A 26,637-nucleotide genomic window follows, 5' to 3' on the forward strand; every position below is an offset into this window, starting at 1 on the left:
GGCCAGGCGCAGGCGCGAAGCGGCCCGCGGGACTTGGCGCTGACGCAGAACCAAGCCCGGAGCTCGGCGTTGACGCGGACCCAGCCGTAGAACTCGGCGCAGACGTAGAACCGACCGTGGAGCCCGGCGCGCGCAGGGGGGCACGCTCGGCGGTTGGCTCGGACATGGGGCGGGCCGCGAGGCTCGACGTGGACGCCGGGCCAGCCTCCGGATCCGGTTCGGACGCCGAGCCGGCGCGGTGATCGGGTGCCGACGTCAAGCCGGTTGTGACGCTCGGTGCGGAGTTTGGTGCGGAGCTCGGTGCGGAGCTCGCCGTGGGGCTTGGGGTGGGTGGGGGGATGGGGTCCAGGGGCATGGCTAGGTGTATGGGGGTGGGTGGGTGGAGGGTGAGGAGGCGGTGTGGGAGGGATTGGAGGGGGGTGGTGGTGAGGGTGGTTGGGGGGAAGGGGGCGGGGTCCTCGGATACCTGGTCGGGTAGGGATGTGAGGGCTTGGGTGTCGGCGGTGGTGGTGCCGGGGTGGAGGGTGGCGTCGGTGAGGATGGGGCGGCCGTCGGCGTCGAACATGATGTTTTGGGGGGTGATCGCGCCGTGGGTGAGGCTGGAGTTGTGGAGGTGGGCTACGGCTTCGGCCACGGGGGCCAGGAGGGTGACGAGTTCGCCGCGGGTCAGGGGGCCGCGGCGGGTGAGGAGGGCTGCGAGGGAGCCGGCGACGAGGTGCTGGGTGATGAGGACCCAGCCGGTGCCGGTCTCGTGGAACTCTCGTAGGTAGGCGATGTGCGGGTGGCGTAGGCGGGACAGCAGGCTGAGGTCCTCGCGGAGTCTCCGCGGGTCGGGGACTGCGTGGTGCGGGATGTGTTTGAGTACGGCGTTCCGGCCGGTCGCGCGGTCCCGGACCTGCCAGACGGTTCCGATCGGTCCGGACCCGAGTTGCCGGCGCAGGCTGTAGCCGGCGAGGTCTCCGAGGTCCATGTCCAAGAGGATGCACCGATCGCGACCTCCCCCGCGGAAGTTATCCACAGCCCCTCGGGCCCGGGCCACCAGGCGCCGCCTACACTCGCGGTGTGAGTGCTATTCGGTATGTGGAGGCTGGGTTCGGGGACGACGCCGTCGAGTACGGGGCTGCTTGGGACGAGCAGCGGCGGTTGCACGCGGAGGTTGCTGCGGGCACCGGGTCCGACACGGTGATCCTGCTCGAGCATCCGCCGGTGTACACGGCCGGCAAGCGGACCGAGCCCCAGGAGCGCCCGTTCGACGGCACGCCGGTGGTGGACGTCGACCGCGGCGGCAAGATCACCTGGCACGGTCCCGGGCAGCTCGTCGGGTACCCGATCGTCAAGCTGGCCTCGCACGTGTACGTCGTCGACTACGTCCGCCGGCTCGAGGAGGCGCTGATCGCGGTCTGCGCCGAGCTCGGTGTGAAGACCGGTCGTGTCAAGGGCCGCAGCGGCGTCTGGGTCGCCGCCGACGACCGCGGGCGGGAGCGGAAGATCGCCGCGATCGGGATCCGGGTCGCCCAGGGCGTGACGATGCACGGGTTCGCACTGAACTGCAACAACGACCTGGCGTGGTTCGACCGAATCGTGCCGTGCGGCATCTCGGACGCCGACGTGACGACGCTGTCGCAGGAGCTCGGCCGCGAGGTCACGATCGCCGAGGTCCTCGACCCGGTACGCCGGCACCTCGACCGGTTCCTCGCCTGGGAAGAGTACGAGCGCAGCCCGGACATCGACCACCACGAGGAACCGCCGACGGCGATCACCTACGGGCTGACGGTCTGAGCCTCCAGCCCCACCTCCGCACGCCAGTCGGCGTGCAACGACCTCAGTCGGGCCACGACCTCCGGTTGGTCAGCCAAGCGGTTGGTTGACTCGCCGATGTCGTCGGCCAGGTTCGCGAGAAACCAGCCCTCCCCCATCGGCGCGTGCTCGTAGTCCCGCAGGTGCCGGGTGTTGTCGTCGTCCGCCACCCAGCTGAGCTTCCAGTCCCCCGACCGCACCGCCCACTGGAACCCGCAGTCCCAGTGCAGGTCCTCGTGCGCGACCTCGACTGACCCCGCCAGCACCGGCAGGATGTCCAGACCGTCAGCCCCTTCCACGGTCGCACCGGCCGCCGCGGCCAGCGTCGGCACGAGATCCATCGTGCTCACCAACGCGCCCGTACGCCGCCCCGCCGGAAGCTGCTCCGGCCAGCGCCAGAGCATCGGGATCCGGATGCCGCCGTCCCAGAGCGTGTACTTCGTCCCGCGCAGCGGAGCGTTGTCGCCGAAGTTGCAGGTCGACCCGCCGTTGTCGGTCACGTACACGACGATCGTGTTGTCACCGGCCACGTCCAGCAGCCGCCCGATCTCGGCGTCCATCAGCTCCAGCTGGGCGAGGTAGTACTCCCGTCCGTGCGGCAGGTTCGGCACGATCACGTCGTCGTACCACTCCATGAATGAGCCGTTCACCTCCGGCGACCAGTCGCGGAACGTCGGCAGGCCCCGCGCCTCCAGCTCGGACTCCGGCAGCTGCCAGCAGAAGTTGTGTACGGCGTTGAACGCGACCATGCAGAAGTACGGCCGCTCGTCCTCCGCGCCCATGAACTCAGCCGCGCGCCTGCCGAACTCGGCCGTCAGAAAGCCCTCATGCTCCACCGGCGCGTCCCCGGACAGCAGGGGCTGCACAGCCATGTGGTGCGCGGCCGGCTGCCCGTACGACGCCACAGCCTCCTCGGAGTGGTGCAGGTAGTTCAGCCGCCCGAACGACTGCCCCGCCAGCCCGTAGAGCGTCTCCTCGAACCCGTGGTGCGGCGGACACGCCCTGTCCCCCACATCCTCCTTCCCGTAGTGCACCTTGCCGAAGTACCCCGTCCGGTACCCCTGGTCGCGCAGGATCTCAGCCAGCGTCGGTACGTCGTCCGGCGGGAAAGCGGCCGAGTCGAACCACTGGCCTCCCCAGCGCTGCTGGTACCGCCCGGAGATGATCGACGCCCGAGAAGGGCTGCAGATGGGCGCCGTCACGTAGGCGTCGGTGCAGCTCACCCCCTCCGCAGCCAGCCGGTCCAGCGCCGGGGTACGTACGTCGGCGTGCACACCGAGCGTGCTGCGGTCGGCGTACCCGTGGTCGTCGGAAACGATCAGCAGAATGTTCGGAGCGGGCAACAGCTCATCCTCTCGCAAGGCGCGCAGCCTGGTCTGACTTCGCACGCGCATCGGTCGCATCAGGGTCCAGCAGCAATCTCAGCTCAGCATCCAGTCGCTGCACCAGGGCATGTTCACCAGACAGGTCGTTGAGCTCCAGAGGGTCGTCGTCGACGTGGAAGACCTGTGGAGCGTGGCCAGCGCCGTAGTAGCAGTACTTCCACGATCCGGACTTCAGCATGAAGCCGCCGTCCACCATCCCCTGTGCGTGGTACTCCGACAGCACAGGTCGGTCCTGCGCGTCCAGCAACGTGTGGCCGGGCAGTGCGGCGTCTGGAGCCAGACCGGCGACGTCCCGGAGCGTAGGCAGCACATCGACGAGGCTGACGTGCGCAGTACTCCGGCCGGGCTGCAGCGACGGGTGGCGTAGCAGCAACGGGATGCGTACGGCGGGCTCGTAGAAGCACTGCTTCTGCCAGATGCCGTGCTGGCCGGCCATTTCACCGTGGTCACTCGTGTAGATGACCACGGTGTCCTCCGGGACGGCGTCCAGCAGTCGCCCGATCTGGTGGTCGAGGTGACTGATCAGCGCCCAGTAGCAGACCGTCGCCTCCCTGATCTGCTCCTCCGTCAACGGCTCGTCGTTGCGGAACCCGTGCCGGAGCAACGAGATCACCGGATGTTGGTGATCGTCGACAATCGGAACGTCGACATCAGCCGTGTTGTACAGCGCCCGGAACTCCGGTGGTGCGACCAACGGGAAGTGCGGGTGCATGTAGCCGACGTACAGCAGGAACGGATCCGCGCCCGGGTCGCGCAGGAATTCCAGTGCCGCGTCGGTGGCAGTCACGTCGTGCTGGGTGTGTACGTGGTCGCCGGTGCCCTGCTCGGTCACGTGCGAGTTGGTGGGGCGTCGCCAGTCTGCGGTACGACGAGGTGGTCGGCCGCTGTGGTCGATCCAGAAGTCGAGGTCGTCGGTGAGGCGGCGGTCGAAGCCGAGCAGGCGGTTCGGGCCGTTGAAGTGGGTGCGACCCGCGATGACCGAGGTGTAGCCCGCGTCGCGCAGGTGGTGTCCCCAGGTGCGGTACGCCGGGCCGGGGATCACGCCGTTGTCCCAGGCCCCGATCTGGTGCACGTACCGGCCGGACAGGAGGGAGAGCCTCGAGGGGACGCACATCGGGCTGTTGGTGTACGCGCGGTCGAACGCGACGCCCTGCGCGGCCAGGCGGTCGAGGTTCGGGGTCCGGACGTGCGGATGGCCGGCCCAGCCGGCCGCCGCGGCGGTGTGTTCGTCGGACAGGATCACGAGGATGTTCGGCGGGCGCATGGGGACACTCTAGGCAAACGGTTGCCGGTCCGGTTCGTACCGAAGTGTCTGCGGGGTGTGACGGCAGTTCGTCGCTACCTTGGGGATGTGGCCAAATTTCTTGGGTTCTTGCTCGGCGTAGCCGTCGCTCTGGCCGGTCCGGCCGTGTTCGGGGTCCTCGCGGCGCCGGGTGGTATCGAGCTGAACGCGAAGGGGATGGCGCTTGCCTTCGGCATCGGCGCGCTGATCTTCTGGGCCGTCGTGTCGTACTTCTCCGGCGCCGGTGCGCTGGGGGCGTTCGCGGCCTTCGGCACCCTGGTCTACTGCTGGCTCTGGATCCCGAACCGGACCACGAACTTCCTGAACGACGTCCCCGGCATCACCAACGGGATGATCGAGGGGTCGAAGCAGTACACGCTGAACGGCGTGGTGCCGATCCTCGGGGTGATCTCGCTGGTGTACGCGATCCAGCTGATCGTCCGCAGCGTGCAGCGCCGGCGTCGCGAGCGGGCGGAGGCCGACCGGCTGCAGCGCGAGCAGGAGGCCGCGCAGGCGCAGCAGGAGGCGGAGGTCGCGGCCGTGTACCCGGTTGCCGGGAGCACCTATCCGGCGCCGGCGGCGTACGAGAGCCAGACGCGGTACGACGACCTGTTCGACGAGCCGGAGCCGGTACAGCCGCGCAACCAAGCCGACGAGCAGACCCGCCAGTTCCCGGCGGCGGAGCCCGAGGAGTTCGAACACACCCGCCCGCTTCCCCAGACCGATGCCAAGAGCAACGACCCGGAGGAGACGACGGTAGCCCCCACCACCGACTACACCGAGCCAACTCAACAGCCCGCAGGTACGACGGACGCAGAAAGGGCGGACGCAGGTCCGGCGCAGGCAGGCACCGCGGCGCCGACGGCGGGTGCAGCTGCATCGGCCGCGTCGGCGACTGCTCCTACTGCGGCTGGAGCCTCAGCACCTGCGGCGCCGGACGCTGCCGCGCAGCAGGACGAGCCGACGCAGGTGAGCCCGGCGCAGGTGAGCCCGCCGCAGGACGGCTCGGCGCAAGCGGGTCCGGCGCCGGCTGGTCCTGCGCAGGACGGCGCGGCGGTGGATGGTCCGGTGCAAGCGGGTCCGGCGCAGGAGTCCGCGGCGAGTGTGCAGCCGGTGGCGAGTGCGCCGTCAGCTGGTGCCGAGACTGCGGCCGGTGAGGTCAAGCCGGAGGTGGCCGAAGAGCCGCGCGCAGGCGAGCCGCAGGCAGCAAGCCAGACGCCGGCGGCGGAGGCCGAGTCCTCAGTGAACGAGGAGGCGCGGCCTGCAGGGAGCCAGCCGCAGGCCCCCGCAAACGACGAGCCGCAGGTCGCTTCTGCGGAGGACACACCGCAGGCCGGGCCGGTGGAAGAGAAGCCGCAGGCTGGTGCTGCGGACGACAAGAGGACTGAGCGGGTTGCAGTGCCGCGGCCGACGGAGCAGGTGGGGTCTCAGTATCGGGAGCGGATGGAGGACCCGGAGGACACCGGGGAATTCCACCTCGCGTTCGAGAACCCGGTGGTCAGGCCGGCCTAGGGCCTCGTCGGCCCGCCGCGTCACCGCGGCGGGCCTCCTTGCTGGGGTCGAGAGCCAGCCCAGGGACGCCCCGCGGAGGGCGGCGACGAGCGGGAATCGGCGCCCGCCGGGGTAGAGGTCGGGCGGCGCCCCGATATCCCGAAGCAAGGCGTCCGCGGAGCCGCAGGCCGCGCCGGGCGGGTGGTTCGCCGCGGCAGGAGGGTGCCTCTTCGGCAGGAGGACGGCTGATGTGCGCGAGCGGTGTCGGTTGGGCGCGGCGCGGGAGGGCGGGGACGGGCGGGTTGGCGCTCGTCGGCGTAGAGACCCGCCGGTGCGGCGACTAGCCGAAGGCCAGGGCCTGCCCGCAGGTCGGGCGGGTGGCCGCGGAGCTGAGTGGGTTAGGCGACGTGCATGTGTTGGGGGTGGTTGCCTCGGCGGGCGTGTTCGGTGATGGCTTCGTCGTAGGCGGCTCGGGCCATGGCGAGGACTTCGGGGGCCATTTGGGCTCGGGGGGAGTCGGTGCTCCAGGCCAGGACCAGTTTGCGGTGGATGGGGTTGCCGGCGAGGGTGCGGGTGGTGACGTCGGCGGAGAGCATGCGGTACGACGTGGGCGAGATCAGGGCCACGCCTTGACCGCTCGTCACGAAGCCCATCAGGACCGAGGTGTCTACCGAGTGGTGCTCCACCCGCGGCTGGAAGCCGGCTGCCTCGCACGCCGCCCGGAAGAGCACATGGAAGCCGCTGTCGTCCGGCGGCTCGCCGATCCACTCCTCCGCCGCCAGTGCGCCCAGCTCGATCTCGCCGCGGGTGCGTGACGCCTCCGCGACGGGGTGGTCCGCCGCGAGCGCGACGTACGCCGACTCGGACTCGACGACGGTGGTGGCCTCGACCCCGGCCGGCAGCCGCAGCTCGAACCCGGGAAACTCGCGCAGCAGCGCGAAGTCCAGCCGCCCACTCTCCAGCTGCTGCAGCAGCACACTCGAGGACCACTCGACCTCGACGCTGACCTGCTCGATCTCGCCGTGGTCGCGGAGCCGGGACGCGATGCCGGACACCGGCGCGGTCGGGAACCCGCCGAGCCGGACGGCCGACGACTCGACCGCGGTCATCGCGGACACGGTCGCGGCCAGGTGGTCGACGTCGACGAGGATCGCCCGCGCCCGGTCGACGGCGTACCGGCCGAGCGGTGTCGGGGTGACGCCGGTGCGGGAGCGTTCGAACAGCTCACCGCCGAACGCGGCCTCGATCCGCTTCAGCTGCGCGGTCAGGCTGGGCTGGCTGACCTTGAGCCAGCGGGCGGCCCGTCCGACGGACCCCGCTTCGGCCACCAGGACCACCACCCGCAGGTGGCGCAGCTCGACGTTCATGCGTTGAGACCGTAGTCGAGGTGCACGCACAGCACACAGCGACCCAACATTGCGGTTTCGTCACAGCCGGGCCGGTACCTGTAACACCGGGCCCGGCCGTGACGATGTGTTACCGCGCTTCGAGCGCCATCGCCTCGCGGTAGCCGAGCCGGCGCCCGGTCTGCAGCAGCGTGCGTTCGTACAGCCGCGCGCCCAGCCGGACGATCAGCACCGTCGTGACCAGCAGGAGCGCGATCGCGACCAGCGGCTGCCACAGCGGCACGTCCTCGGTGAGCATCCGGCCCGGCATCGACATCGACGACGCGATCGGCACGAACGACGCCACCGTCTTGGCCGACGACCCGGCGAACACCGCGAAGAAGAACGGGATCATCAAGATCATCTGCCCCGGCAGCGTCGTCGACCCGAGGTCCTCCTGCCGCGTCGCCAGCGAACCGGCGACGGCCCACAACCCGGCGAGCGCCACGAACCCGAGCACGAAGAACACCACGAACCACCCGGCGACCGGCGCGACCACCTCGAGGATGTCGGCCTGGTCGGTCGCCAGCAGCGCGATCAGCGACGTCGCCGCGATCACCACGATCTGGGACAGCGCCAGCACTGTGTTGCCGAGCACCTTGCCCCACAGCAGCGACCGGATCGGCACCGCGGCCGCCAGGATCTCGACGACGCGGCTCTCCTTCTCCTGTACGACGCTCTGCGCGATCATCATCCCGAAGCCGAGCGCGGTCATGTAGAACACCAGCGCCAGACCGATGTTCACGAAGTCCGACACGATGTCCGGCAGCGGCCCCGGGTTGAGCAGCTGCAGTGACACCTTCGTCCCGGCGTGCAGCTCGTCCGGGCTCAGCCCCGCCTTCGCGGCGTTCGCCTCCATCCCGACGGCCGCGGCCGCTTCCCGCAGCGCGCTCTCGAGACCGGAGTCGACCCGGTCGTCACCGAGTACGACGTACCCGTCGTCGCCCGGCAGCAGCGCCGCCTTCACGTCGCCCGAGGTCAGCGAACTCTCGGCGGCGGACCGGTCGGCGACCCGGACCACTTCGTACCCGTCGTCGCCCTTGGTGGTCGACGCCTGCTGCACGACCTTCGCGCCCGCGTCGTCGACGACCGCGATCTTGTCGGCGCCGCCGTTGCCCGCGAGCAGCGCCGGCACGATCACCGCGGCCATCACGATCAGCAGCATCACCAGCGTCGAGCCGATGAACGTCTTGTCCCGCAGCTTGGTAGTGACCTCGCGCTCCGCGATCAGCATCCACGGCCTGTCCAGTGCGTTCATCGGGTCGCCTCCCGGAAGACGTCGCTGAGCGCCACCCGCTCCGGCCCGAACTCGCGCACCGGCCCGCGGCTGAGCGCCTCCTGCAAGATCTTCTGCTCCATTGCCTCGTCGAGTACGTCGAACAGCGCCGTACCGCCGGCGACGTCGCGCACCTCGACGCCGCGGATGTCCCGCAACCACCCGGCGTCGCCGTCCACCACCAGCCGGTACGTCGTCGACGAGCCGGCGGACAGCTCCGCGACGGACCCGGCCGCGACCACCTTGCCGCGGGACAGCACGACCAGGTCGTCGCAGAGCCGCTCGACCAGGTCGAGCTGATGACTGGAGAACAGCACCGGCACCTCGGGCGTGACCTCCTCGCGGAGCAGGTCGACCATCGCGTCGACGGCGAGCGGGTCGAGGCCGCTGAACGGCTCGTCGAGCACCAGCGCGATCGGCTCGTGCACCAGCGCGGCCGCGATCTGCACCCGCTGCTGGTTGCCCAGCGACAGCGTCTCGAGGATGTCGCCGGCGCGCTCGGCGAGCCCGAGCCGCTCGAGGATCTTGTTCGCCCGCTCGGACGCCCGTTCCGGGTCGAGCCCGTGCAGCCGGCCGAAGAACACCAGCTGGTCGTGGATCTTCATCTTCGGGTACAGCCCGCGTTCCTCGGGCATGTAGCCGAAGTCCCGGCGGACCGCCTGTGTCAGCGGCTCGCCGTGCCAGCGCACCTCGCCGGCGGTCGCGGCCAGGACGCCGAGGATGATCCGCATCGTCGTCGTCTTCCCGGCGCCGTTGGCCCCGACGAATCCGGTCATCCGTCCCGGCACGACGTCGAAGGTCACGTCGTCCAGCGCCAGATGATCACCGAACCGCCGGGTGAGCCCAGCCACCCTCAGCATGTGTCACCGTTCCCATCAGCTTCCAGCCCCCGGCCGGGCGCTCGCCCGACACTGCCAAAGCTAGTCAGCCGACTGCTCCCGGCACGTCGCCCGTCAGGGTGATCCACCGAGTCATCCGTAGGACGGAGAAATCAGCCGATCGGGTCGTCGCCAGGCGTGACCAGCCCGCACTCGTACGCGAAAACCACCGCCTGGACGCGGTCGCGCAGGCCGAGCTTCAGCAGCACCCGCGAGACGTGGGTCTTGACGGTCGCCTCGCCGACGTACAGCTGGGCGGCGATCTCGGTGTTGGTGAGGCCGCGGGCGATCAGCCCGAGCACCTCGCGCTCGCGTTCGGTCAGGTCCGCGAGCAGGTCCGGCCGGTACACCCGCTCTCCCCCGCCGGTGAACCGCTTGATCACCCGCCGGGTCACCTCCGGCGCCAGCAGCGCGTGCCCGGAGTGCACGACCTGGATCGCCTCGACCAGGTCCTCGGGCGCGGTGTTCTTGAGCAGGAAGCCGCTCGCGCCGGCGCCGAGCGACTCGAAGAGATAGTCGTCGCGGTCGAAGGTCGTCAGGATGACCACCTTCCCGGCGTCCTCCGCGACGATCCGCTGGGTCGCGGTGATCCCGTCCATCCCGGGCATCTGGACGTCCATCAGTACGACGTCCGGCCGCAACGCGAGCGCCAACTCGATGGCCTTCTCGCCGTCGGACGCCTCGCCGACCACCTCGATGTCCGGCTCGACCGACAGGATCATCCGGAACCCGGCCCGGACCAGGTCCTGGTCGTCCACCAGCAACACCCGCATCGGGTCGTCACTCATCAACAGCTCCCCCAGCCAACGGACGGTTCTGCGGGTCCAGCGGGATCCGGACCCGGACCCGGAATCCTCCCACGGGCCGCGGGCCGATCTCACTCTCGCCGCCGAGCAGCGCGACACGCTCGCGGATCCCGACGTGGCCGAGCCGGCTGCCGACCGGCGCGTGCTTCGGGCGGCCGTCGTCGAGGACCTCCAGCTCGACCGCCTCGCCGAGGTAACGCAGTGTGAGGTGGGCGCTGCGCGCGGTCGAGTGCTTGCGGACGTTCGCGAGCGCCTCCTGGGCGATCCGGTACACCGAGACCGACACCGTCTGCGGCAGCTCCGCGGGCGCGCCGATCTGGTGGAACCCGACCTCCAGCCCGAGGCTGTTCACCTCCGCGATCAGCGCCGGCAGCCGGTCCGCGCCCGCCTGCGGCGCCTTCGGGTCCGGCGCCGTGACGTCGTCGTCGGGATCCGCCGCGCGGAGCATGCCGAGCAGCTGCCGCATCTCGTTGACCGCCGTCCGGCTGGACTCCTCGATCACGTTCAGCGCGTTCTTCGCGGCCTCCGGGTCGGTGTCCATCACCCGGCGCGCGCCGCCGGCCTGGATGCCGATGCTGCTGATGTGGTGCGCCACGACGTCGTGGAGCTCGCGGGAGATCCGCAGCCGCTCGTCGATGACCGCGCGCCGCGAGTTCGCCTCCTGCTGGGTCGCCAGGGCGGTCGCCTGCTGCTCCAGCTCCTGCCGCTGCCGCGCGGTGTTCCACGCGGTCCGGCCCCAGAAGTAGGCGCCGAAGAAGTACAGCACGTTCAGCGCCACAGTCAGGATCACACTCGAGACGTACGGCGAGAACAGGGCGTCGTTCGGCCCGTCGATCGCGTTGTTCCGCAGCGCCTGCACGAAGTTGAGCGCCAGCCAGCTGAACATCCCGACGAACACGACCGTGACAGCGGCCTTCATCAGCCGCCGGTCCCGGGCCCACGCGACGGCCGCGTAGATCGCCATGAACATCGTCGACTGCGTCACCAGGTTGCCCGCGAACGCGAACACCGCCCGCTCGCCGTTCACCACGAACATCGCCGCGACCGCCAGCAGCACCGGCACCGGCCAGCGACGACGGAAGCACAGCGGCAGCGCCGCGGCCGCGCTGAGCACGTACGGCTCCACCCCGCCGATGCCGAGGTCCACCTCGGTCGGCGACGCCCCGCGGGCCAGCTCGGTCCCGAACAGTCCCACGGCCGCCATCCCGAGCCCCAGCAGTACGTCGTACCGCTGCTCGCGGGCCGTCGGACCGGGCCTGGTCCAGCCGCGGAGCGCCGTACCGGACGGGCCCGGCGTACCGGACGCGGGCGGCGTGCCCGGTTCGGCATCCGTACGCAGCTCAACCGTGGACATAGCTCATCAGCCTACGGGTGAATGGCGCCTGACCGGGGACGCGTACCCTGGAGGGCGTGACCATCGCCCCAGAAGGACGGAAACTGCTCAGGCTCGAGGTGCGCAACGCGGAGACCCCGATCGAGCGCAAACCCGAGTGGATCAAGACCCGCGCCAAGATGGGCCCGGAGTACCAGGCGCTGCAGAAGCTCGTGAAGTCCGAGCAGCTGCACACGGTGTGCCAGGAAGCCGGCTGCCCGAACATCTTCGAGTGCTGGGAGGACCGCGAGGCGACCTTCCTGATCGGCGGTGACCAGTGCACGCGGCGCTGTGACTTCTGCCAGATCGACACCGGCAAGCCGCAGGCGCTGGACCGCGACGAGCCGCGCCGGGTCGCCGAGTCGGTGCGCACCATGGGCCTGCGATACGCGACCGTGACCGGCGTCGCCCGCGACGACCTGGACGACGGCGGCGCCTGGCTGTACGCCGAGACCATCCGGCAGATCCACGAGCTCAACCCGGGCACCGGCGTGGAGATGCTCGCGCCGGACTTCAACGCCGTACCGGAGCAGCTCGCCGAGGTGTTCTCGTCGCGACCGGAGGTGTTCGCGCACAACGTCGAGACGGTGCCGCGGATCTTCCGCCGGATCCGGCCCGGTTTCCGGTACGAGCGCTCGCTCGACGTCATCACCCAGGCCCGCGACTACGGGCTGGTCACCAAGTCGAACCTGATCCTCGGCATGGGCGAGACCCGCGACGAGGTCAGCCAGGCGCTGAAGGACCTGCACGCGGCCGGCTGCGAGATCATCACGATCACGCAGTACCTGCGCCCGTCGGTGCGGCACCACCCGGTCGAGCGCTGGGTGAAGCCGGAGGAGTTCGTCGAGCTCCAGGACGAGGCGACCGAGATCGGTTTCGCCGGAGTCATGTCCGGTCCGCTGGTACGGTCCTCCTACCGCGCCGGACGGTTGTACCGCCAGGCCGTTGAGTCACGTATGAACGCCACCCAGGCATAACCAGGACAGGTAGAGATGGCCAAGAACGACGCGCCCGCAGAGAAGACGAGCCGGCTCAAGCAGATCCGGTCGGCGTACCAGCTGACCAAGAAGTCCGAGCCGCTCGTCGGTCTGGTGCTGGCCGGGATCTTCCTCGGCATCGTCGGGCTGGCGGTGCTGGGCGGGTTCTTCGTCGGGCCGCTGCTGGTGTGGGTCCCGCTCGGCGTCGCGCTCGGCTTCCTGGCCGCCACGATCGTGTTCGGCCGCAAGGTCGAGAAGGCGGCGTACAGCCAGATCGAGGGCCAAGCCGGCGCCGCCGCGTCCGCGCTGCAGACGCTGCGCCGCGGCTGGAACGTGACGCCCGCGGTCGCGGTCACGAAGAACTCCGACATCGTCCACCGGGTGGTCGGCCGGCCGGGCATCGTGCTGGTCGGCGAGGGCCAGGCGAGCCGGGTGAAGAACCTGCTCACCGCCGAGGCGAAGAAGCACAGCCGGGTGGCGGGCGGCGCGCCGGTGACCCAGATCATCGCCGGTCAGGGCGAGGACGAGGTCGACATCCGCAAGCTCACCAAGCACGTGATGAAGCTGCCGGCGGTCCTGCAGCCGTCCGAGATCACCGACCTGCTGCAGCGGCTCAAGGCGCTGGACGCGGTCCGGCCGCAGGTGCCGATGCCGAAGGGGCCGGTGCCGACCAGTCTCAAGGGCGCCCGCCAGGCGATGCGCGGACGCTGAGTCGTCCTGGGGGAAGTATCTCTGGGTGAGACACCGGTAACCCGGTGCCCGCCCGGCCAGTTGATCTGTCGTGACGTGGCACGGGAGTGCCTCCGTGTCGCGCCGTGGGGAGGCTGGTTGCCCTTAGGGTGCGACCAGGACGGATTACAGGGGAAGCTGAGATGACGGAGCTGATGCCGCGCGTGCGGCACGCGGTGCACGAACCGGCGCCCGACGCGTGGCCGACGCTGGCCCGTCCGCGCTCCAACCCGGTCCGGCGGTACGGCGCCGCGACCGCGATCAAGCTGGTCGCGAAGGACCTGCCCGCGACGATCCACCTGGACAGCAACCGGTCCTACGGGCTGGGTGGGCCCGCGATGCGGGTGCACCGGACGTCGGCGTTCCTGGACCGGCTCGGGCACGACGCCGGCTCCGGTTTCGGCGAGGCGTACCTGGCCGGCGACTGGGACCCGGAGCCTGGCACCGACCTGGCGGACCTGCTGGTCCCGTTCGCCGAGCGGTTCAGCAACGAGGAGACCCGGCACCTGCTGCCGAAGTGGGCGCAGTCGCTGCGCTGGCTGGTCACGAAGTCGCAGCCGGGCGAGCAGGAGAACGACCGCGCCGGCGCCCGCGAGAACATCAGCCGGCACTACGACCTGAGCAACGCGATGTTCGCCGAGTTCCTCGACCCCACGCTGACGTACTCCGCCGCGTACTTCGGGGACACCGCCTCCGCCGACCTGAGCACCGCGTCGTACGACGAACTCACCGGCGCCCAACTGCGCAAGCTCGACGCGATCCTGGACGCGGCCGGCGTCCGGTCCGGGTCCCGGGTGCTGGACGTCGGCTGCGGCTGGGCGAGCCTGGCGATCCGGGCCGCGCAGCGCGGCGCGTGGGTGACCGCGATCACGATCGCCTCGCAGCAGGCGCTGCTCGCGCAGCGCCGGATCGCCGAGGCCGGTGTCGGCGACCGGGTCCAGGTCGCGCTGCGGGACTACCGCGACCAGATCGGCGAGTTCGACGCGGTGCTGAGCGTGGAGATGATCGAGGCGGTCGGCGAGAAGTACTGGCCGGTGTACTTCGACGCGATCGAGCGCCGGCTGGCGCCCGGCGGGGTCGGCGTCGTGCAGGCGATCGTGATGCCGCACGAGCGGATGCTCGCCACCCGGAACACCTTCACCTGGGTGCAGAAGTACATCTTCCCCGGCGGCCTGATCCCGTCGGTCAAGGTGATCGAGGACGTCACCGCGCAGCACACCGGGCTGCGGGCCGAGGTGATCCGGCACCTCGGCGCCGACTACGCGCGGACGCTGCGGATCTGGCGGAACCGGTTCATCGAGCACTGGCCGGCGATCGCCGAGCTCGGCTTCGACGACACGTTCCGGCGGATGTGGGAGTTCTACCTCGCGTACTCCGAGGCGGGCTTCCGGACCGGTTACCTGGACGACGTCCAGCTGCTGCTGACCAGGCGCTAACGGCGTACCACCACTGTCTTCGCGGCTAGGTCATGCAGGCCGCGCCGGTCGCGGTCGAACACCACCGCGGGGATCACCAGCAGGATCAGCAGGGAACGGACCAGGCCCGCGAGCAGCCCCGGCTGCCCGGTGTACGCCGTACCGCGGCCGACCGCCATCACCCGCAGCCCGCACAGCCGGTGGCCGATGGTCGCGCCGGCCAGACCGGCGAGGATCGCGCTCATCGCGAAGAAGACCGCCGAGTGCATCAGGCTGAAGCTGTTCCCGCCGGCCCACATCGGCTGGCCGGCGAAGACCGACGCCACCAGGCCCGCGACCAGCCAGTCGATGACCAGCGCCAGGACGCGGCGGCCCCAGCTCGCGACCGACCCCGGACCGTCCTCGGGCAGGCCCAGCCGGTTGCCCGGGTAGCGGAATTCTTCGGAGGGTCCTGTGGCGCTCGCCGCGGATGATGCCATGATGGCTAGCCTACGGTCAGGCTCTGAGGCGGTCTCGAGGCGGTCCCGCGAGGGCTGCGAGATCTCAGGGCGTCACCGCCGTACACCAGTGGGTCAGCGCGGACACGCTGGGCGTAACATCCGCGAAACATCAGGGTCACGACGGAGAAACCGGCGGGCCCTACGTTCAGATGCAATCTCTGAGCCACCCTAGGAGTACGTATGTTTTCCAGCGCGGAGGAGCTGCTCGCCTACGTCAAGGACGAAGGCGTCGAGATCATCGACGTCCGGTTCTGCGACCTGCCGGGCATCATGCAGCACTTCACCGTCCCGGTGTCGTCGTTCGGTCCAGAGGTCTTCGAAGAGGGCCTGATGTTCGACGGTTCGTCGGTGCGCGGCTTCCAGCAGATCCACGAGTCGGACATGAAGCTGCTGCCGGACCCGACCAGCGCCTTCATCGACGAGTACCGCGGCACCAAGACGCTGGCGATCAACTTCTTCGTGCACGACCCGCTGACCGGTGAGGCGTACAGCCGCGACCCGCGCAACATCGCGCGGAAGGCGCAGGAGTACCTGAAGTCGACCGGGATCGCGGACACCGCGTTCTTCGCGCCGGAGGCCGAGTTCTACGTCTTCGACGACGTCCGCTTCGAGACCAAGGCGAACTCCGGCCACTACTCGATCGACTCCGTCGCCGGCGCCTGGAACACCGGCCGGGTCGAGGACGGCGGCAACCGCGGCTACAAGGTCCGCTACAAGGGTGGCTACTTCCCGGTCGCGCCGACCGACCACTTCGGCGACCTGCGCGACGACATCACGCTGGCCCTGGAGCGCTCCGGCCTGGTCGTCGAGCGCGCCCACCACGAGGTCGGTACGGCGGGTCAGGCGGAGATCAACTTCCGCTTCGACGAGCTGCTGAAGTCCGCCGACAACGTGATGAAGTTCAAGTACATCGTCAAGAACACCGCCTGGGCGGCCGGCAAGACCGCGACCTTCATGCCGAAGCCGATCTTCGGTGACAACGGCTCCGGTATGCACTGCCACCAGTCGCTGTGGAGCGGCGGCGACCCGCTGTTCTACGACGAGTCCGGGTACGGCGGCCTGTCCGACACCGCGCGCTGGTACATCGGCGGTCTGCTCAAGCACGCGCCGTCGCTGCTCGCCTTCACGAACCCGACGGTGAACTCCTACCACCGCCTGGTGCCGGGCTTCGAGGCGCCGGTCAACCTGGTCTACTCGCAGCGCAACCGCTCGGCCTGCATCCGGATCCCGATCACCGGGTCGAACCCGAAGGCCAAGCGCATCGAGTTCCGCTGCCCCGACCCGTCGGCGAACCCGTACCTGGCCTTCGCGGCCCAGCTGCTGGCCGGCCTGGACGGTATCCGCAACAAGATCGAGCCGGCCGACCCGGTCGACAAGGACCTCTACGAGCTGCCGCCGGAGGAGCACCAGGGCATCGCCCAGGTCCCCACCTCGCTGCCGGCCGTGATCGACGCCCTCGAGGCCGACCACGCCTTCCTGCTCGAGGGCGACGTCTTCACCGAGGACCTGATCGAGACCTGGATCGACCTCAAGCGCGAGAACGAGATCGCCCCGATCCAGCTCCGCCCGCACCCGCACGAGTTCGAGCTGTACTACGACGTGTGAGTTCGTAGCCGAGCACCGCGAAGCCCCCATCCGGTTCGACCGGGTGGGGGCTTCGGCGTTGGGGGGGTCAGTTGTAGGTCGCGGTGACGTGGTAGACGCGGCCGCCCCAGCCGGTGTTCGGGAAGGAGTCGGAGATGCGGACGTGGGCTGCCTTGCCCGCGCCGAGGTACGGGGTGAGGTCGAAGGTGCGGACGGCCTTGTTCTCGCCGCCGTGGACCTCGTTGGTCTCGGTCGCGACCGTGGTCCAGTTCTGGCCGTCGCCGCTGAGCTGGATGACGAACTCGTTGTCGATTGTCAACGATACGGATGCCGACGATGCGTCGGCCGGGAACGGGAAGCGGTAGACGAAGTACGAGTGCCCGTCGGCGAACCGGTTCTGTACGCCGTTGCTCTGCGATCCGTCGGCGTCGTGCAGCCACGGCGTCTCGGCCGCCGTACCGGTGTCGAAGTCGGCCTCGTGCGCGACCAGGATGTCGGACCGGGTCGTGAACGACAGCTGCGATCCGGAGGTCGCCGTCGCGGTCACCGAGTGCAGACCGTCGGCCGCCCCGGCGGGAATCGTCACGTCGACCTCGACGGACGACTGCACGGGTACGGCGTTGCCGCGCGTCCGGAGCGTGACGGTCGAACGGGCCGGCGTCACGGTCCAGCCCGCCGGCGCCGCGGCCTGGACGACCACCGGGACCTGGTCGCCGACCGGACCCGTGGCCTGAACGTCGACCTTGATCTTCACGTGGGTCGCGCTGCCGGTCGCGGGCATCACCACCGGAAGCGACGGGTCGGTTGTCGCGGACAAGGACCGCACCGGACGCGTCGGCGGTACGGCGGCGATCAGCGCGCTGAGCGCGCTGGCCTGGGTCCGCCAGTCGAAGACGTTCGGAGTGGCGCCGGACCAGTGCACGCCGAGCCGGTCGGACGCGTCGCGGTTGTGCTCCCAGACCGTAGCGGCCTGCTGGGCGACGAAGTCGGCGTACCGGCGGTCGCGGGTGGTGTCGGCGAGGTCCATCCAGTACCTCATGAAGATGCCCTTGAACTGCTTCGCGTTGTCGTCACACACGCGCCCGGGCGCGTCGCAGTACTCGGTCAGCACGCCGTCGGTGACGAGTCCGCCCGGCGCGATCGCGGAGTCGGCGAGTCGCCGTACCGTGGTCAGCAGTTCCGGGTTGTGGGTCGCGCGCCAGAGTTCGAGGCCCGCGCCGATCGCCAGGCCCTGGTTGTAGGTCCAGACCGTGTCGCCGTTGCTCTCGCAGTTGTCGTTCAGGCCGTCGTTGACCAGGCCGGCGTCGTTGATCATGCCGCTGCCGTTCAGCCAGTTCCAGCCCTGCTGGGCGCGGCCGAGCCAGTACGTGTCCCCCGGCAGCCGGTTGTGCAGCTCCGCGGTCAGGCGGATCCAGAGGCCGTTGGTGACGGCGTTCTTGTACGTGCGTTCCGCGTTCCACCAGACGCCACCACCGCAGGTGTCGTCCCAGTAGTCCTCGACGAAACGCGCGATCGTGACAGCCATGTCGAGGTACTTGCGGTCCTTCGTCAGGTCGTACGTCTGGATCCAGGTCAGGCCCCACCACTCGGAGTCGTCGATGGCGCGGCTGGTGAAGTTCCCCCACAGTTCGTCGCCGGACAGGTAGCCCGCCGGGAACGCGCCCTTGTCCTTCTCGAACGTGTTGTCCAGCTGGGCGAGGTACCGGCGGTCGCCGGTGCGCTGCATGTAGTCCCCGATCGTCTGCAGCGCGACGGCGGAGTTCCACCAGCTCGACGGGAACCAGGCCTTGTTCGGCTCGTACGAGCTCATCAGCTGGTCGGCGGCGACCCGGGCCCGGGCGACCGCGGTCGCACCCGCGGCCGAACCGGCGGACGCGGGGCCGGGGTCGGCTCCCGCGGGTGGTGCGACGAGGGCGGCGGCGAGCAGGCCCGCCCCCGCCATCAGAACCTTCAGAACTAGCGCAGGACGGCTCACGACATCTCCTCGAGGTGCTTCGTGGCGGCTCGGCTCGGCGAGTTTGGAAACGTTTCATCCGGACTCTCGAGGAAGTATCGTCGTCGCGCCCGACAACGATGTCAACGGTTCGGGACCGGCGACTTCCGGCGACCGGTGCGCGAGACAGTCAAAGTCGACCAATCAGATAGATTTAGTCTGCTTTGCATGACTTTTCTCTGGTACATCCCGAACCAGGTCGACCCCGGCCACCGCGGGGACGACGCCGTCCAGGGGCACAACGGCATCGAGCGGCTGACCGAGCTCGCGCGACTCACCGAGGACCACGGCTGGTCCGGCGCGCTGCTCGGCACCGGCTGGGGACGGCCCGACACGTTCACCGTCGCGACCGCCCTGGCCGCGCGGACGACCACGTTCCAGCCGCTGGCCGCGATCCGGCCCGGCTACTGGCATCCCGCGCACTTCGCGTCCGCGGCGAGCACGCTCGACCAGCTCACCGGCGGGCGGCTGCTGATCAACATCGTCTCCGGCCAGGACAACCTCGCGGCGTACGGCGACAGCGAGGGCGACCAGCCGCAGCGCTACGCCCGCACCAAGGAGTTCCTCCAACTGGTACGGCGGTTGTGGACCGAGGAGGACGTGACGTTCACCGGCGAGTACTTCTCCGTGACGGGCTCCACGGTCGCCACGCGTCCCGTCGTACGGGAAGGTCGTCCGCATCCCCGTTTGTACTTCGGCGGCGCGTCGGAGGCGGCGCAGCGGGTGGCCGCGACTGATGCCGACGTACAGCTGTTCTGGGGTGAGCCGCTGGACGGGATCGCGGCACGGATCGCGCGGCTGCGGGAGCTGGAGGAAGAACTCGGGCGCGAGCATCCGCCGCTCGAGTTCGGGTTGCGGATCACCACACTCGTCCGGGACACGACCGACCAGGCCTGGGCCGACGCGGAGGCGAAGGTCGCGAAGATGGCGGAGCAGCAGGGAACGCGCGACCGCCGCTGGTTCCAGGCCGTCGGGCAGCAGCGCCTCGTCGACCTGGCCGAACGCGGCGAGGTCCTCGACGACAACCTCTACACCGCGCCCGGCAAGTACGGCGGTGGCGGCGCCGGCACCACCTGGCTCGTCGGCTCCCCCGACGACGTCGCGAAGTCGCTCCGCAGGTACCGCGACCTCGGCGTCACCCATTTCATCCTCTCCGACACGCCGTACCGCGAGGAGACGATCCGGATCGGCGACCAGCTGCTGCCGCTGCTCACCTGAGATCTATGCGAATCGCATATAATCGCGGTCATGGATCTCGAGGGAGCGATCAACCGCTGGCACGAGCGGGTGAACAGCGGCGAGCCGAGCGCGGCCGCCGGGGCGGTCACGGATCCGGTCGTGGTGCTCGGGCCGAAGGGCGCTGGGCCGATCACACCGGACGGCTTCGCGGACTGGGTGGAGCGGTCCGGGATCCGGCTCGTGCCGCGGTCGTGGCATCCGGTCAGTGAGCGGTTGATGGTGGTGGAAGAGGACGCGAGCTGGCCGGAGAGTCCGGCGCCGACGCGGGTGGCGACGGTGTTCCGGGTCACCGGCGACAAGGTGTCCGCGGCGCTGCGCCTGCCGGATCTGAAGCAGGCGCTGGAGCTGGCGTACCTCTGCCGTGAGCTGGCCGCCACCGAATGAGCGCGGGGCCGGGGCAGGTGCTGTTCGAGTTCGTGCGGCACTGGTCACGACGTACCGCTCCTGACGTCGCCGAGCAGGGGCGACTCGTGCTGGTGACCGAGTCCGTGTACGCCGTGAGCGCGCGCGGCGCGGCGACGATCAACGCGATCGCGCACGAGATCGGGATCGACCAGAGCGGCGCGTCGCGGTTGGTGAAGGACGCGGTGGCGGCGGGCTACCTCGAACTGCGACCCGCCGAAGCCGACGCCCGCCGGCGCGAGGTGCGCGTAACAGCCGCAGGGCTGCTGTTGCTCGAGCAGGCGCACAAATGGCAGGAAGAGGTCTTCACACGACTCACCACGGGCTGGAGCGAGCGCCGTCGTACCCAGTTCCGTCGGGACCTGCTGGCGCTTTTGGAGCAGTCGCACCTTTCGGCTGATTGGATGTGATTCTCGCTTGACGGGCGCGTGCCGATTGTGATCGGTTGATTACCGAGCGCCAGCGGTGGGTATGTGGCGCTGTGAGGCATGTGAGGAGCACAGATGGTCGAATATCTGCCCCGGTCCGCGTGGAACGCGCGCCCGCCGAACGGTGGGCCGGGCAACCTGACCGCGTCCAGCGTCGCCGGCACCGTCATCCACTGGCCGGGCACCGGGTCGACGAGCGTGATCCACAGCAAGGCGGCCGTCGCGTCCGCGTTGCGTGGCTGGCAGGACTACCACATGGACAGCCGCGGCTGGTCGGACATCGCGTACCAGATCGCGGTCGACCAGGCCGGCCGGGCCTGGACGTTGCGCGGGCTGCGGACGCAGTCCGGGGCCAACGGCAACAGCGAGCTGAACGAGCGGTACGGCGCGATCCTGCTGGTGCTGGTCACCGGCGAGCAGCCGACCGCCGCCATGAAGGCGACCACCCGCGGGGTGATCGCCGACTTCCGCAGGATCTTCCCGCGAGGTACGGCGATCCGGCCGCACTCCGCGGTCCGGCCGGACGGGACCGACTGTCCCGGCGACGCCGCCCGCGCCGCGATCGCCCGCGGCGAATTCACCCCAGGCCACTCGGAGGACGACGACATGACCCCGGCCCAGATGCAGGAACTGAAGAACTTCATCGAGGCCCGGACGCAGGCCTACGCGCTCTGGACCCACCGCCAGCTGCGCCGGGACCTGTCCGCGGTGGTGAAGGCGTACGCGCTCGACATCAAGAACTACGAGCGCCAGACCGACGCCGCCGACGCCGCGCGGGCCGCCGCCGCGGTCTGGGCGACCGCGCCGAAGAGCCTGCAGGTCGACGGCGCCCCGGAGCAGCCGGAGGCCCCGGACCCGAACGTCGACCCGGCGCCCGAGTTCCCCGCGGACCTCGAGCCGTTCCCGCCGGTCGACACGTCGGCCTCGGCTGAGCCCGCCGAGCAGCCGGCTCAGTAGAACCCTCCCCCGACCAGGTCCTGCCCGTCTGTCGGTGGGACCTGGTTGGCTGTCCGGGTGGATCTCGAGAAACTCGCGCAACGGTTGGAGAAGATCTCGGTCGGCTACGGCGAGAGCCTCGGCTTCGACCGCGACCCCGACTGGTTCCTGCTCAAACTCCAGGAGGAGGTCGGCGAGCTCACCCAGGCCTACCTGCAACACACCGGCCGCGCCCGTACCAAGGGCGCGACCCCGGCCGAGCTCCGCACCGCCTTCCACCAGGAGTTCGCCGACGTCCTCTGCCAACTCCTCCTGTTCGCGCAGCAACACGACGTCGACCTCCCCGCGCAGATCGAAAGCAAATGGTTGTCCTACGAACGCTGACACCCCGGGCCGGGGCGTTCCCGATCAACAGCCGAGCGCGAACAGCGGCGCGATCGCGATTGGTCCCGCCGCTGCCGCGACTCGACGCCCGGCGGCACCGGTCCGGCGGACGCGGACTGCCGACCGCCATCCATTTCCAGGTTCATGGAAGCAGTAGCGGGACACCCCGTCCTTCAGGGGCACGACGGAGGAACCGCGACTCCCCTTCGTTCCAAGGACTGTCGGTCCGGGCTGGTTGACTGAGTGGCATGTCCCGCTTCCGTCTTGCCCCGACTCCGGAGCAGGAGCAGGCGTTGCTCGGGCACTGCACACATGCGCGCTACGTCTGGAATCTGGCGCTCGAGCAGTGGGCTATGTGGTCGGTGGGACGCCGGCGGTACCCGCCGCGGTTTATGGAGCAGGCGCGGCAGTTGACCGAGGCCAGGGCGGCCAGCGAGTGGTTGCGGGCCGGATCCCAGACCGTGCAGCAGCAGGCTTTGCGGGACTTCGACCAGGCTGTCACGAACTTCTTCGCCGGCACCCACCGGCAGCCGACGTGGCGCAAGGCGGGGCTCTACGAGGGGTTCCGGATCGTCGGTCCGCAGGCCCGGCGGGTAGAGAGGCTGAACCGCAAGTGGTCCCGGGTCCGGGTACCGAAGGTCGGTTGGGTGAAGTTCCGAATGTCCACGCGCTTGGCCGATGCGAGGTCGTACCGCGTCACCCGTGACCGTGCCGGTCGCTGGCACATCGCCTTCGCCATCGTGCCAGAGCCCATCCGCGGGCCGGGCACCGGCGCAGTGGTCGGGGTGGATCGTGGCGTGACCGTGTCGGCCGCGCTGTCCACCGGCGAGATGCTGAATGTGCCCGCCCTGACGCGTGGCGAGAAGGCCCGCCTGCGGAAGCTGCAACAGCGTCTGGCGCGTGCCCGCAACGGCAGCAACCGCCGCGCCAAGACCAAGGCCGCGATCGCCCGGCTCAAGGCGCGGGAGGCGGATCGGCGCAAGGACTGGGTCGAGCAGACCAGCACCCGGCTGGCCCGCGAGTTCGACGTGATCCGCGTGGAGGACCTGCGCATCGTCCAGATGACGCGGTCGGCCAAGGGTACGGTGGACCGGCCCGGGAGGCAGGTGCGGCAGAAGGCCGGGCTGAACCGGGGCATTCTGTCCAGCGGCTGGGGGCAACTCGTCCAGCGGCTGGAGCACAAGGCCGCCGGCCGGGTGGAGAAGATTCCTGCGGCGTACACGTCTCAGACGTGTTCGCGGTGCAGGGCCAGGGATCGGGAGGCGCGCGAGAGCCAAGCCGTCTTCCGCTGCCGGTCCTGCGGCTACCTCGCGAACGCTGACGTGAACGCTGCTGTCAACATCGCGGCCGGACGGGCCGTGAACGCACGTGGAGCGACTGCGGTATTGGTCGCCGAGAAGCGTGAACCTCAACTCCCTACCTCCGCGTAGTCGGGTTGGAATCCCCGCCGTCTACGGCGGGGAGGACGTCAACCCCGTCTCCCGTTCTGCAGCAAGACCGGCTGCCGCGTCAGTCGGTTTTCGGGCGGACGGCGAACATCACGGCCAGGACGGCGGTCGGGATCGCGACCACCCAGAGGGTGCCGAGATTGAGGAGGACCGGGGCCAGGCAGAGGATCAGGAGGTCGAGGCCGCGGGCCGGTTGGGAGAACAGGCCGGGCGGGATCGCGCCCATCGGTGACGTGAGGAGCGGGCCGGCGTACGACGGTGGGCGCGCGGACGCCTGCCGGACGGTGCCGGAGATGATGCCTGCGGCAACGGCAAAGCTCGGCGCCGGGCTGCCGATCGCGGGTGCGGCGAGCAGCACCCAGAGCGCGGTGAACAGCGCGGGCACGACGGCCATCACGATGCGCAGGTCCCGGACCTCCATGCCCATCGCGCGGGCCAGTCCCGTCGAGCGGCACGCAGTACGGAGGCCGTCGAGCAGGGGGCGTACGGCGATGAAGCCGGCGATCGCGGCCGCGACCGGAACCAGTACAGCCACGCCCAGGCCGTGTACGGCGTACGGCACGACGAGCAGGGCGAACGCGACCGCGAGCCGGCGCGGCCAGCGCAGGATGCGGCGGAACTCGCGGTGCACGATCGCGACGCCGTTCGCGCCCCGGCCGCGGTGCGAGCGGACGCGCCCCTTCAGCCGCCAGTGCCGCCCGGCGATCACGTCGCCGAGCATGCTGATGTCGAGGCTGCTCGCCGCCCCCGCAAGCCCGGCCAGCAGCTCACCGCCGGCAATCACGCTGACCCGCGAGAGCCGATCCAGGGTTCGTGCCGCAAAAACCGCCAGTACGGCGCCCAACAACACCGCAGCGGCCACGCCCAGCACGACGAGGTAGCTTCGGTCTTCGACGGCCCGGCTGTCGTACTCCGCGATGATGACGTTGGCCGTCTGGACGCTGCTCGTGGGGTCCGGCCGCAGCGCGAGTGCCAACGCGGGCAGAATCGCAACCGCCAGCAGCACATCCGACGCCCGGAGCGCCCACCGGGAGCGTCGCTTCGACTGTTGCGCCCACACCGCCGCGACCGCAGCACACACCAGCAGCGCACCGATCAGGAGCGCTACGGCCAGGACGTCTCCCCACGCCGCCCCGACCAGCGCCCATGTGACCGCCCCGGCCAGGACCCCGATCGCCGCGACCACGCCGACCACCACGCGGTACGTCGGCCGCAGCAAAGCGCCTCGATCCACCGGCGTCGCGAGCAGCCAGAACCCGGTGGCCCGCGACGCCGACACCGGCCCGACCGCCAGCAGCACCCGCAGGGTGGTTGCCAGCAGCAACGGCACCGCGATCCACGGCAGCGCCGCGGCCAGCTCGCCGCACGCCGACGACGTACACCCGGCGGCACTCGAGTTCAGATGCCGTACGACGTTCCCGCCCGACGCCCCCGCCATCGCGAGCGTGAACAGGACCAGGTAGACGTCCTCGAAGATCTCCCAGAACGACCGGTCCGCGTGCCGCCGCCGCGTGCTCCGCATCCAGCGCCGCAGCGCCCGCGACGACGGGACCGTCCCGAAGTCGGCCGGGTCGAACTCGACCGGTCCGTCCGCCGCGCTCACGGGAGCGGGGTGAGGGTGACGACGGCGTCCGCGACCGTCTCCACCAGGTCCGGGTCGTGGCTGGCGAACAGGATCGCCGTACCGGTCTTCTTCTCCGCCACCAGCCGCTCCGACAGCCACTGGACGCCGTCGGTGTCCAGCCGCGCCTCCGGCTCGTCGAGCACCATCAAGGTGCGCGGCCGGACCAGCGCCGTCGCCAACGCGAGCCGGCGGCGCTGGCCGGAGGACAGCGACCCGGGCAGCTGGTCGGCGGCCGCGAGCAGGCCGATGTCGTCCAGCGTGGTGTCCACGAGGTCCTCGGGCGACGCGTTCCCGTGCGCGCGGGCGAGCAGGTCGAGGTGCTCGGCCGCGGTCAGGTCCGGGAAGAAGTCCAGGTCGTCGAGCAGCGTGGCGACGTCCCGCCGGACCGCGTCGGCGCGTTCGTCGATCGGCCGGCCGTCGAGCAGGATCTTGCCCGCTGCCGGCTCGGCCGCGCCGACGATGCACTTGAGCACGGTCGTCTTGCCGGCGCCGTTCGGCCCGACCAGCGCGACCGCCTGGCCGGCCTCGAGGCTGAACGTCAGGCCCTCGATGACCGGCCGGTCGCCGTACTTGTGCTGCAGCCCGGTCACGGACAGCCGGGGTTCGCTCACTTCTTGCGGACCAGCGTCAGCCCGTCGCCGATGCCGAGCATGATCACGTCGACGCGGTCGTCCTGCGCGACGTGCGCGTTGAACTCCTTGCGGTCCGCGGGTCCGTCCGCGTCGATCACCCGGCCGCCGGCGAGGGTGTTGTCGAACAGCAGCAGCCCGTTCGGCCGGACCAGCGGCAGCAGCGTCTCGAAGTAGTGGACGTACCAGCCCTTGTCGGCGTCGACGAACGCCAGGTCGAACTCGCCCTCGAGCTTGGCCGCCGAGTCGTGCGCGTCGCCGATCCGCAGGTCGATCTTCCCCGCGACGCCGGCGCGCTCCCAGTACCGGCGCCCGATCGACGTCCACTCGTCGCTGACGTCCAGGCAGATCAGCTCGCCGTCGTCCGGCAGCCCGCGCGCGATCGCCAGCGCGGAGAACCCGGTGAAGGTGCCGATCTCGACGGCCCGGCGGGCGCCGATCAGCCGGGTCAGCGTGGTCAGCAGCCCGGCCTGGTCCGCGGTGGTCAGCATCCCGGCCGGGTCACCGAGCTTCTCGGTCTCGGCGCGCAGTTCGGTCGCGATCTCGTCCAGCGGCATCCCGTGCGAGACCATGTAGTCGTGCAGTTCCTCGGTCACCGGCACCTGATGGCCCATGAAATCCCGCCCTCCATGTATTAGATCGGTCGCCTGTAGTCTCTATGGGTTGCTCGACCGCCG

26 protein-coding genes and 1 pseudogene are annotated in these 26,637 nt (G+C 70.2%); 12 read left to right on the forward strand and 15 right to left on the reverse strand.

What is annotated here, in order from left to right; translation table 11 throughout:
* Positions 1-562: 562 nt before the first annotated feature.
* Positions 563-970 (reverse strand): annotated as a pseudogene (locus ABN611_RS38600) (protein kinase); the annotation flags it as partial.
* Positions 971-1,062: 92 nt separating this feature from the next.
* Between ABN611_RS38600 and lipB the strand changes: the two are divergent.
* On the forward strand, positions 1,063-1,779 hold the full coding sequence (lipB, locus tag ABN611_RS38605) for a lipoyl(octanoyl) transferase LipB (protein ID WP_350277261.1): 717 nt from the start codon (positions 1,063-1,065) through the stop codon (positions 1,777-1,779).
* Here the strand turns inward: lipB and ABN611_RS38610 are convergent.
* The 4 genes from ABN611_RS38610 to ABN611_RS38625 all read right to left on the reverse strand — a co-directional run bounded on the left by ABN611_RS38610 (position 1,761) and on the right by ABN611_RS38625 (position 5,538).
* Positions 1,761-3,158 carry a sulfatase-like hydrolase/transferase gene (locus tag ABN611_RS38610; RefSeq protein ID WP_350277262.1) on the reverse strand — a complete coding sequence of 466 codons (1,398 nt, stop codon included), beginning with the start codon at positions 3,156-3,158 and terminating at the stop codon, positions 1,761-1,763. The genes lipB and ABN611_RS38610 overlap by 19 nt on opposite strands.
* Complete coding sequence (locus tag ABN611_RS38615) at positions 3,145-4,446, reverse strand: sulfatase-like hydrolase/transferase (RefSeq protein ID WP_350277263.1); 1,302 nt, start codon at positions 4,444-4,446, stop codon at positions 3,145-3,147. Before ABN611_RS38615 ends, ABN611_RS38610 begins: the two co-directional genes overlap by 14 nt.
* A 9-nt stretch (positions 4,447-4,455) precedes the next feature.
* Positions 4,456-5,166, reverse strand: coding sequence for a hypothetical protein (locus ABN611_RS38620; protein ID WP_350277264.1), 711 nt, complete (start codon positions 5,164-5,166; stop codon positions 4,456-4,458).
* A 216-nt stretch (positions 5,167-5,382) separates the two neighbouring features.
* Positions 5,383-5,538 (reverse strand): pentapeptide repeat-containing protein, encoded by a 156-nt coding sequence (locus ABN611_RS38625; protein ID WP_350277265.1) that lies wholly within the window; start codon positions 5,536-5,538, stop codon positions 5,383-5,385.
* Between ABN611_RS38625 and ABN611_RS38630 the strand changes: the two genes are divergently transcribed.
* Complete coding sequence (locus ABN611_RS38630) at positions 5,533-5,976, forward strand: hypothetical protein (protein WP_350277266.1); 444 nt, start codon at positions 5,533-5,535, stop codon at positions 5,974-5,976. The genes ABN611_RS38625 and ABN611_RS38630 overlap by 6 nt on opposite strands.
* Positions 5,977-6,353: 377 nt before the next feature.
* Here ABN611_RS38630 and ABN611_RS38635 read toward each other — a convergent pair whose 3' ends face one another.
* The 5 genes from ABN611_RS38635 to ABN611_RS38655 all read right to left on the reverse strand — a co-directional run bounded on the left by ABN611_RS38635 (position 6,354) and on the right by ABN611_RS38655 (position 11,654).
* The gene (locus tag ABN611_RS38635) at positions 6,354-7,322 is read right to left on the reverse strand and encodes a LysR family transcriptional regulator (protein WP_350277267.1); all 969 of its coding nucleotides are present in this window, start codon (positions 7,320-7,322) and stop codon (positions 6,354-6,356) included.
* Positions 7,323-7,431: 109 nt separating this feature from the next.
* Positions 7,432-8,598 (reverse strand): ABC transporter permease, encoded by a 1,167-nt coding sequence (locus ABN611_RS38640; RefSeq protein ID WP_350277268.1) that lies wholly within the window; start codon positions 8,596-8,598, stop codon positions 7,432-7,434.
* A complete protein-coding gene (locus tag ABN611_RS38645) occupies positions 8,595-9,476 on the reverse strand; it encodes an ATP-binding cassette domain-containing protein (RefSeq protein WP_350277269.1) in 882 nt (293 codons plus the stop codon). The genes ABN611_RS38640 and ABN611_RS38645 overlap by 4 nt, the downstream gene beginning before the upstream one ends.
* Before the next feature lie 131 nt (positions 9,477-9,607).
* Positions 9,608-10,282: a response regulator transcription factor gene (locus ABN611_RS38650; protein WP_350277270.1), complete on the reverse strand. Its 675-nt coding sequence runs from the start codon at positions 10,280-10,282 to the stop codon at positions 9,608-9,610.
* On the reverse strand, positions 10,275-11,654 hold the full coding sequence (locus ABN611_RS38655) for a sensor histidine kinase (RefSeq protein ID WP_350277271.1): 1,380 nt from the start codon (positions 11,652-11,654) through the stop codon (positions 10,275-10,277). Before ABN611_RS38655 ends, ABN611_RS38650 begins: the two co-directional genes overlap by 8 nt.
* Positions 11,655-11,710: 56 nt before the next feature.
* On the opposite strand from ABN611_RS38655, the gene lipA reads away from it, so the two are divergent.
* The 3 genes from lipA (at position 11,711) to ABN611_RS38670 (ending at position 14,814) form a co-directional block, all read left to right on the forward strand.
* Positions 11,711-12,649, forward strand: a complete 939-nt coding sequence (gene lipA, locus ABN611_RS38660) for a lipoyl synthase (RefSeq protein ID WP_350277272.1) — start codon at positions 11,711-11,713, stop codon at positions 12,647-12,649.
* Positions 12,650-12,664: 15 nt separating this feature from the next.
* Positions 12,665-13,360: a DUF4191 domain-containing protein gene (locus tag ABN611_RS38665; protein WP_350277273.1), complete on the forward strand. Its 696-nt coding sequence runs from the start codon at positions 12,665-12,667 to the stop codon at positions 13,358-13,360.
* 161 nt (positions 13,361-13,521) lie between these two features.
* Positions 13,522-14,814: a cyclopropane-fatty-acyl-phospholipid synthase family protein gene (locus tag ABN611_RS38670; RefSeq protein ID WP_350277274.1), complete on the forward strand. Its 1,293-nt coding sequence runs from the start codon at positions 13,522-13,524 to the stop codon at positions 14,812-14,814.
* Here the strand turns inward: ABN611_RS38670 and ABN611_RS38675 are convergent.
* Positions 14,811-15,272 carry an RDD family protein gene (locus ABN611_RS38675; protein WP_350277275.1) on the reverse strand — a complete coding sequence of 154 codons (462 nt, stop codon included), beginning with the start codon at positions 15,270-15,272 and terminating at the stop codon, positions 14,811-14,813. The genes ABN611_RS38670 and ABN611_RS38675 overlap by 4 nt on opposite strands.
* 201 nt (positions 15,273-15,473) lie before the next feature.
* Here ABN611_RS38675 and glnA point away from each other — a divergent pair, with 201 nt between their 5' ends.
* A complete protein-coding gene (gene glnA / locus ABN611_RS38680) occupies positions 15,474-16,898 on the forward strand; it encodes a type I glutamate--ammonia ligase (RefSeq protein ID WP_350277276.1) in 1,425 nt (474 codons plus the stop codon).
* 67 nt (positions 16,899-16,965) lie between these two features.
* Here the strand turns inward: glnA and ABN611_RS38685 are convergent, their stop codons facing one another.
* Positions 16,966-18,852 carry a glycoside hydrolase family 76 protein gene (locus ABN611_RS38685; protein WP_350277277.1) on the reverse strand — a complete coding sequence of 629 codons (1,887 nt, stop codon included), beginning with the start codon at positions 18,850-18,852 and terminating at the stop codon, positions 16,966-16,968.
* Positions 18,853-19,038: 186 nt separating this feature from the next.
* Here ABN611_RS38685 and ABN611_RS38690 point away from each other — a divergent pair, with 186 nt between their 5' ends.
* From ABN611_RS38690 to ABN611_RS38715, 6 genes are all read left to right on the forward strand, one after another.
* Entirely contained in the window at positions 19,039-20,088 is a 1,050-nt protein-coding gene (locus tag ABN611_RS38690; protein WP_350277278.1) for an LLM class flavin-dependent oxidoreductase, read from the forward strand.
* 30 nt (positions 20,089-20,118) lie between these two features.
* On the forward strand, positions 20,119-20,493 hold the full coding sequence (locus ABN611_RS38695) for a hypothetical protein (protein ID WP_350277279.1): 375 nt from the start codon (positions 20,119-20,121) through the stop codon (positions 20,491-20,493).
* On the forward strand, positions 20,490-20,921 hold the full coding sequence (locus ABN611_RS38700; RefSeq protein WP_350277280.1) for a MarR family winged helix-turn-helix transcriptional regulator: 432 nt from the start codon (positions 20,490-20,492) through the stop codon (positions 20,919-20,921). Before ABN611_RS38695 ends, ABN611_RS38700 begins: the two co-directional genes overlap by 4 nt.
* Before the next feature lie 93 nt (positions 20,922-21,014).
* Positions 21,015-21,896 (forward strand): peptidoglycan recognition family protein, encoded by an 882-nt coding sequence (locus ABN611_RS38705; RefSeq protein WP_350277281.1) that lies wholly within the window; start codon positions 21,015-21,017, stop codon positions 21,894-21,896.
* A gap of 57 nt (positions 21,897-21,953) precedes the next feature.
* Positions 21,954-22,259 carry a pyrophosphatase gene (locus ABN611_RS38710; protein ID WP_350277282.1) on the forward strand — a complete coding sequence of 102 codons (306 nt, stop codon included), beginning with the start codon at positions 21,954-21,956 and terminating at the stop codon, positions 22,257-22,259.
* A 248-nt stretch (positions 22,260-22,507) separates the two neighbouring features.
* Positions 22,508-23,689: a transposase gene (locus tag ABN611_RS38715; protein WP_350277283.1), complete on the forward strand. Its 1,182-nt coding sequence runs from the start codon at positions 22,508-22,510 to the stop codon at positions 23,687-23,689.
* Between the two features lie 79 nt (positions 23,690-23,768).
* Here the strand turns inward: ABN611_RS38715 and ABN611_RS38720 are convergent, their stop codons facing one another.
* The 3 genes from ABN611_RS38720 to ABN611_RS38730 are packed head-to-tail and all read right to left on the reverse strand — an operon-like array spanning position 23,769 to position 26,574.
* Positions 23,769-25,310, reverse strand: a complete 1,542-nt coding sequence (locus ABN611_RS38720) for a DUF6297 family protein (RefSeq protein WP_350277284.1) — start codon at positions 25,308-25,310, stop codon at positions 23,769-23,771.
* Positions 25,307-25,942 carry a heme ABC exporter ATP-binding protein CcmA gene (gene ccmA, locus ABN611_RS38725; RefSeq protein ID WP_350277285.1) on the reverse strand — a complete coding sequence of 212 codons (636 nt, stop codon included), beginning with the start codon at positions 25,940-25,942 and terminating at the stop codon, positions 25,307-25,309. Before ccmA ends, ABN611_RS38720 begins: the two co-directional genes overlap by 4 nt.
* Complete coding sequence (locus ABN611_RS38730; RefSeq protein ID WP_350277286.1) at positions 25,939-26,574, reverse strand: class I SAM-dependent methyltransferase; 636 nt, start codon at positions 26,572-26,574, stop codon at positions 25,939-25,941. Before ABN611_RS38730 ends, ccmA begins: the two co-directional genes overlap by 4 nt.
* Positions 26,575-26,637: the final 63 nt, after the last annotated feature.

Origin of the sequence: Kribbella sp. HUAS MG21 (genome assembly GCF_040254265.1) — a bacterium.
In the GTDB taxonomy this organism is placed as follows: domain Bacteria; phylum Actinomycetota; class Actinomycetes; order Propionibacteriales; family Kribbellaceae; genus Kribbella.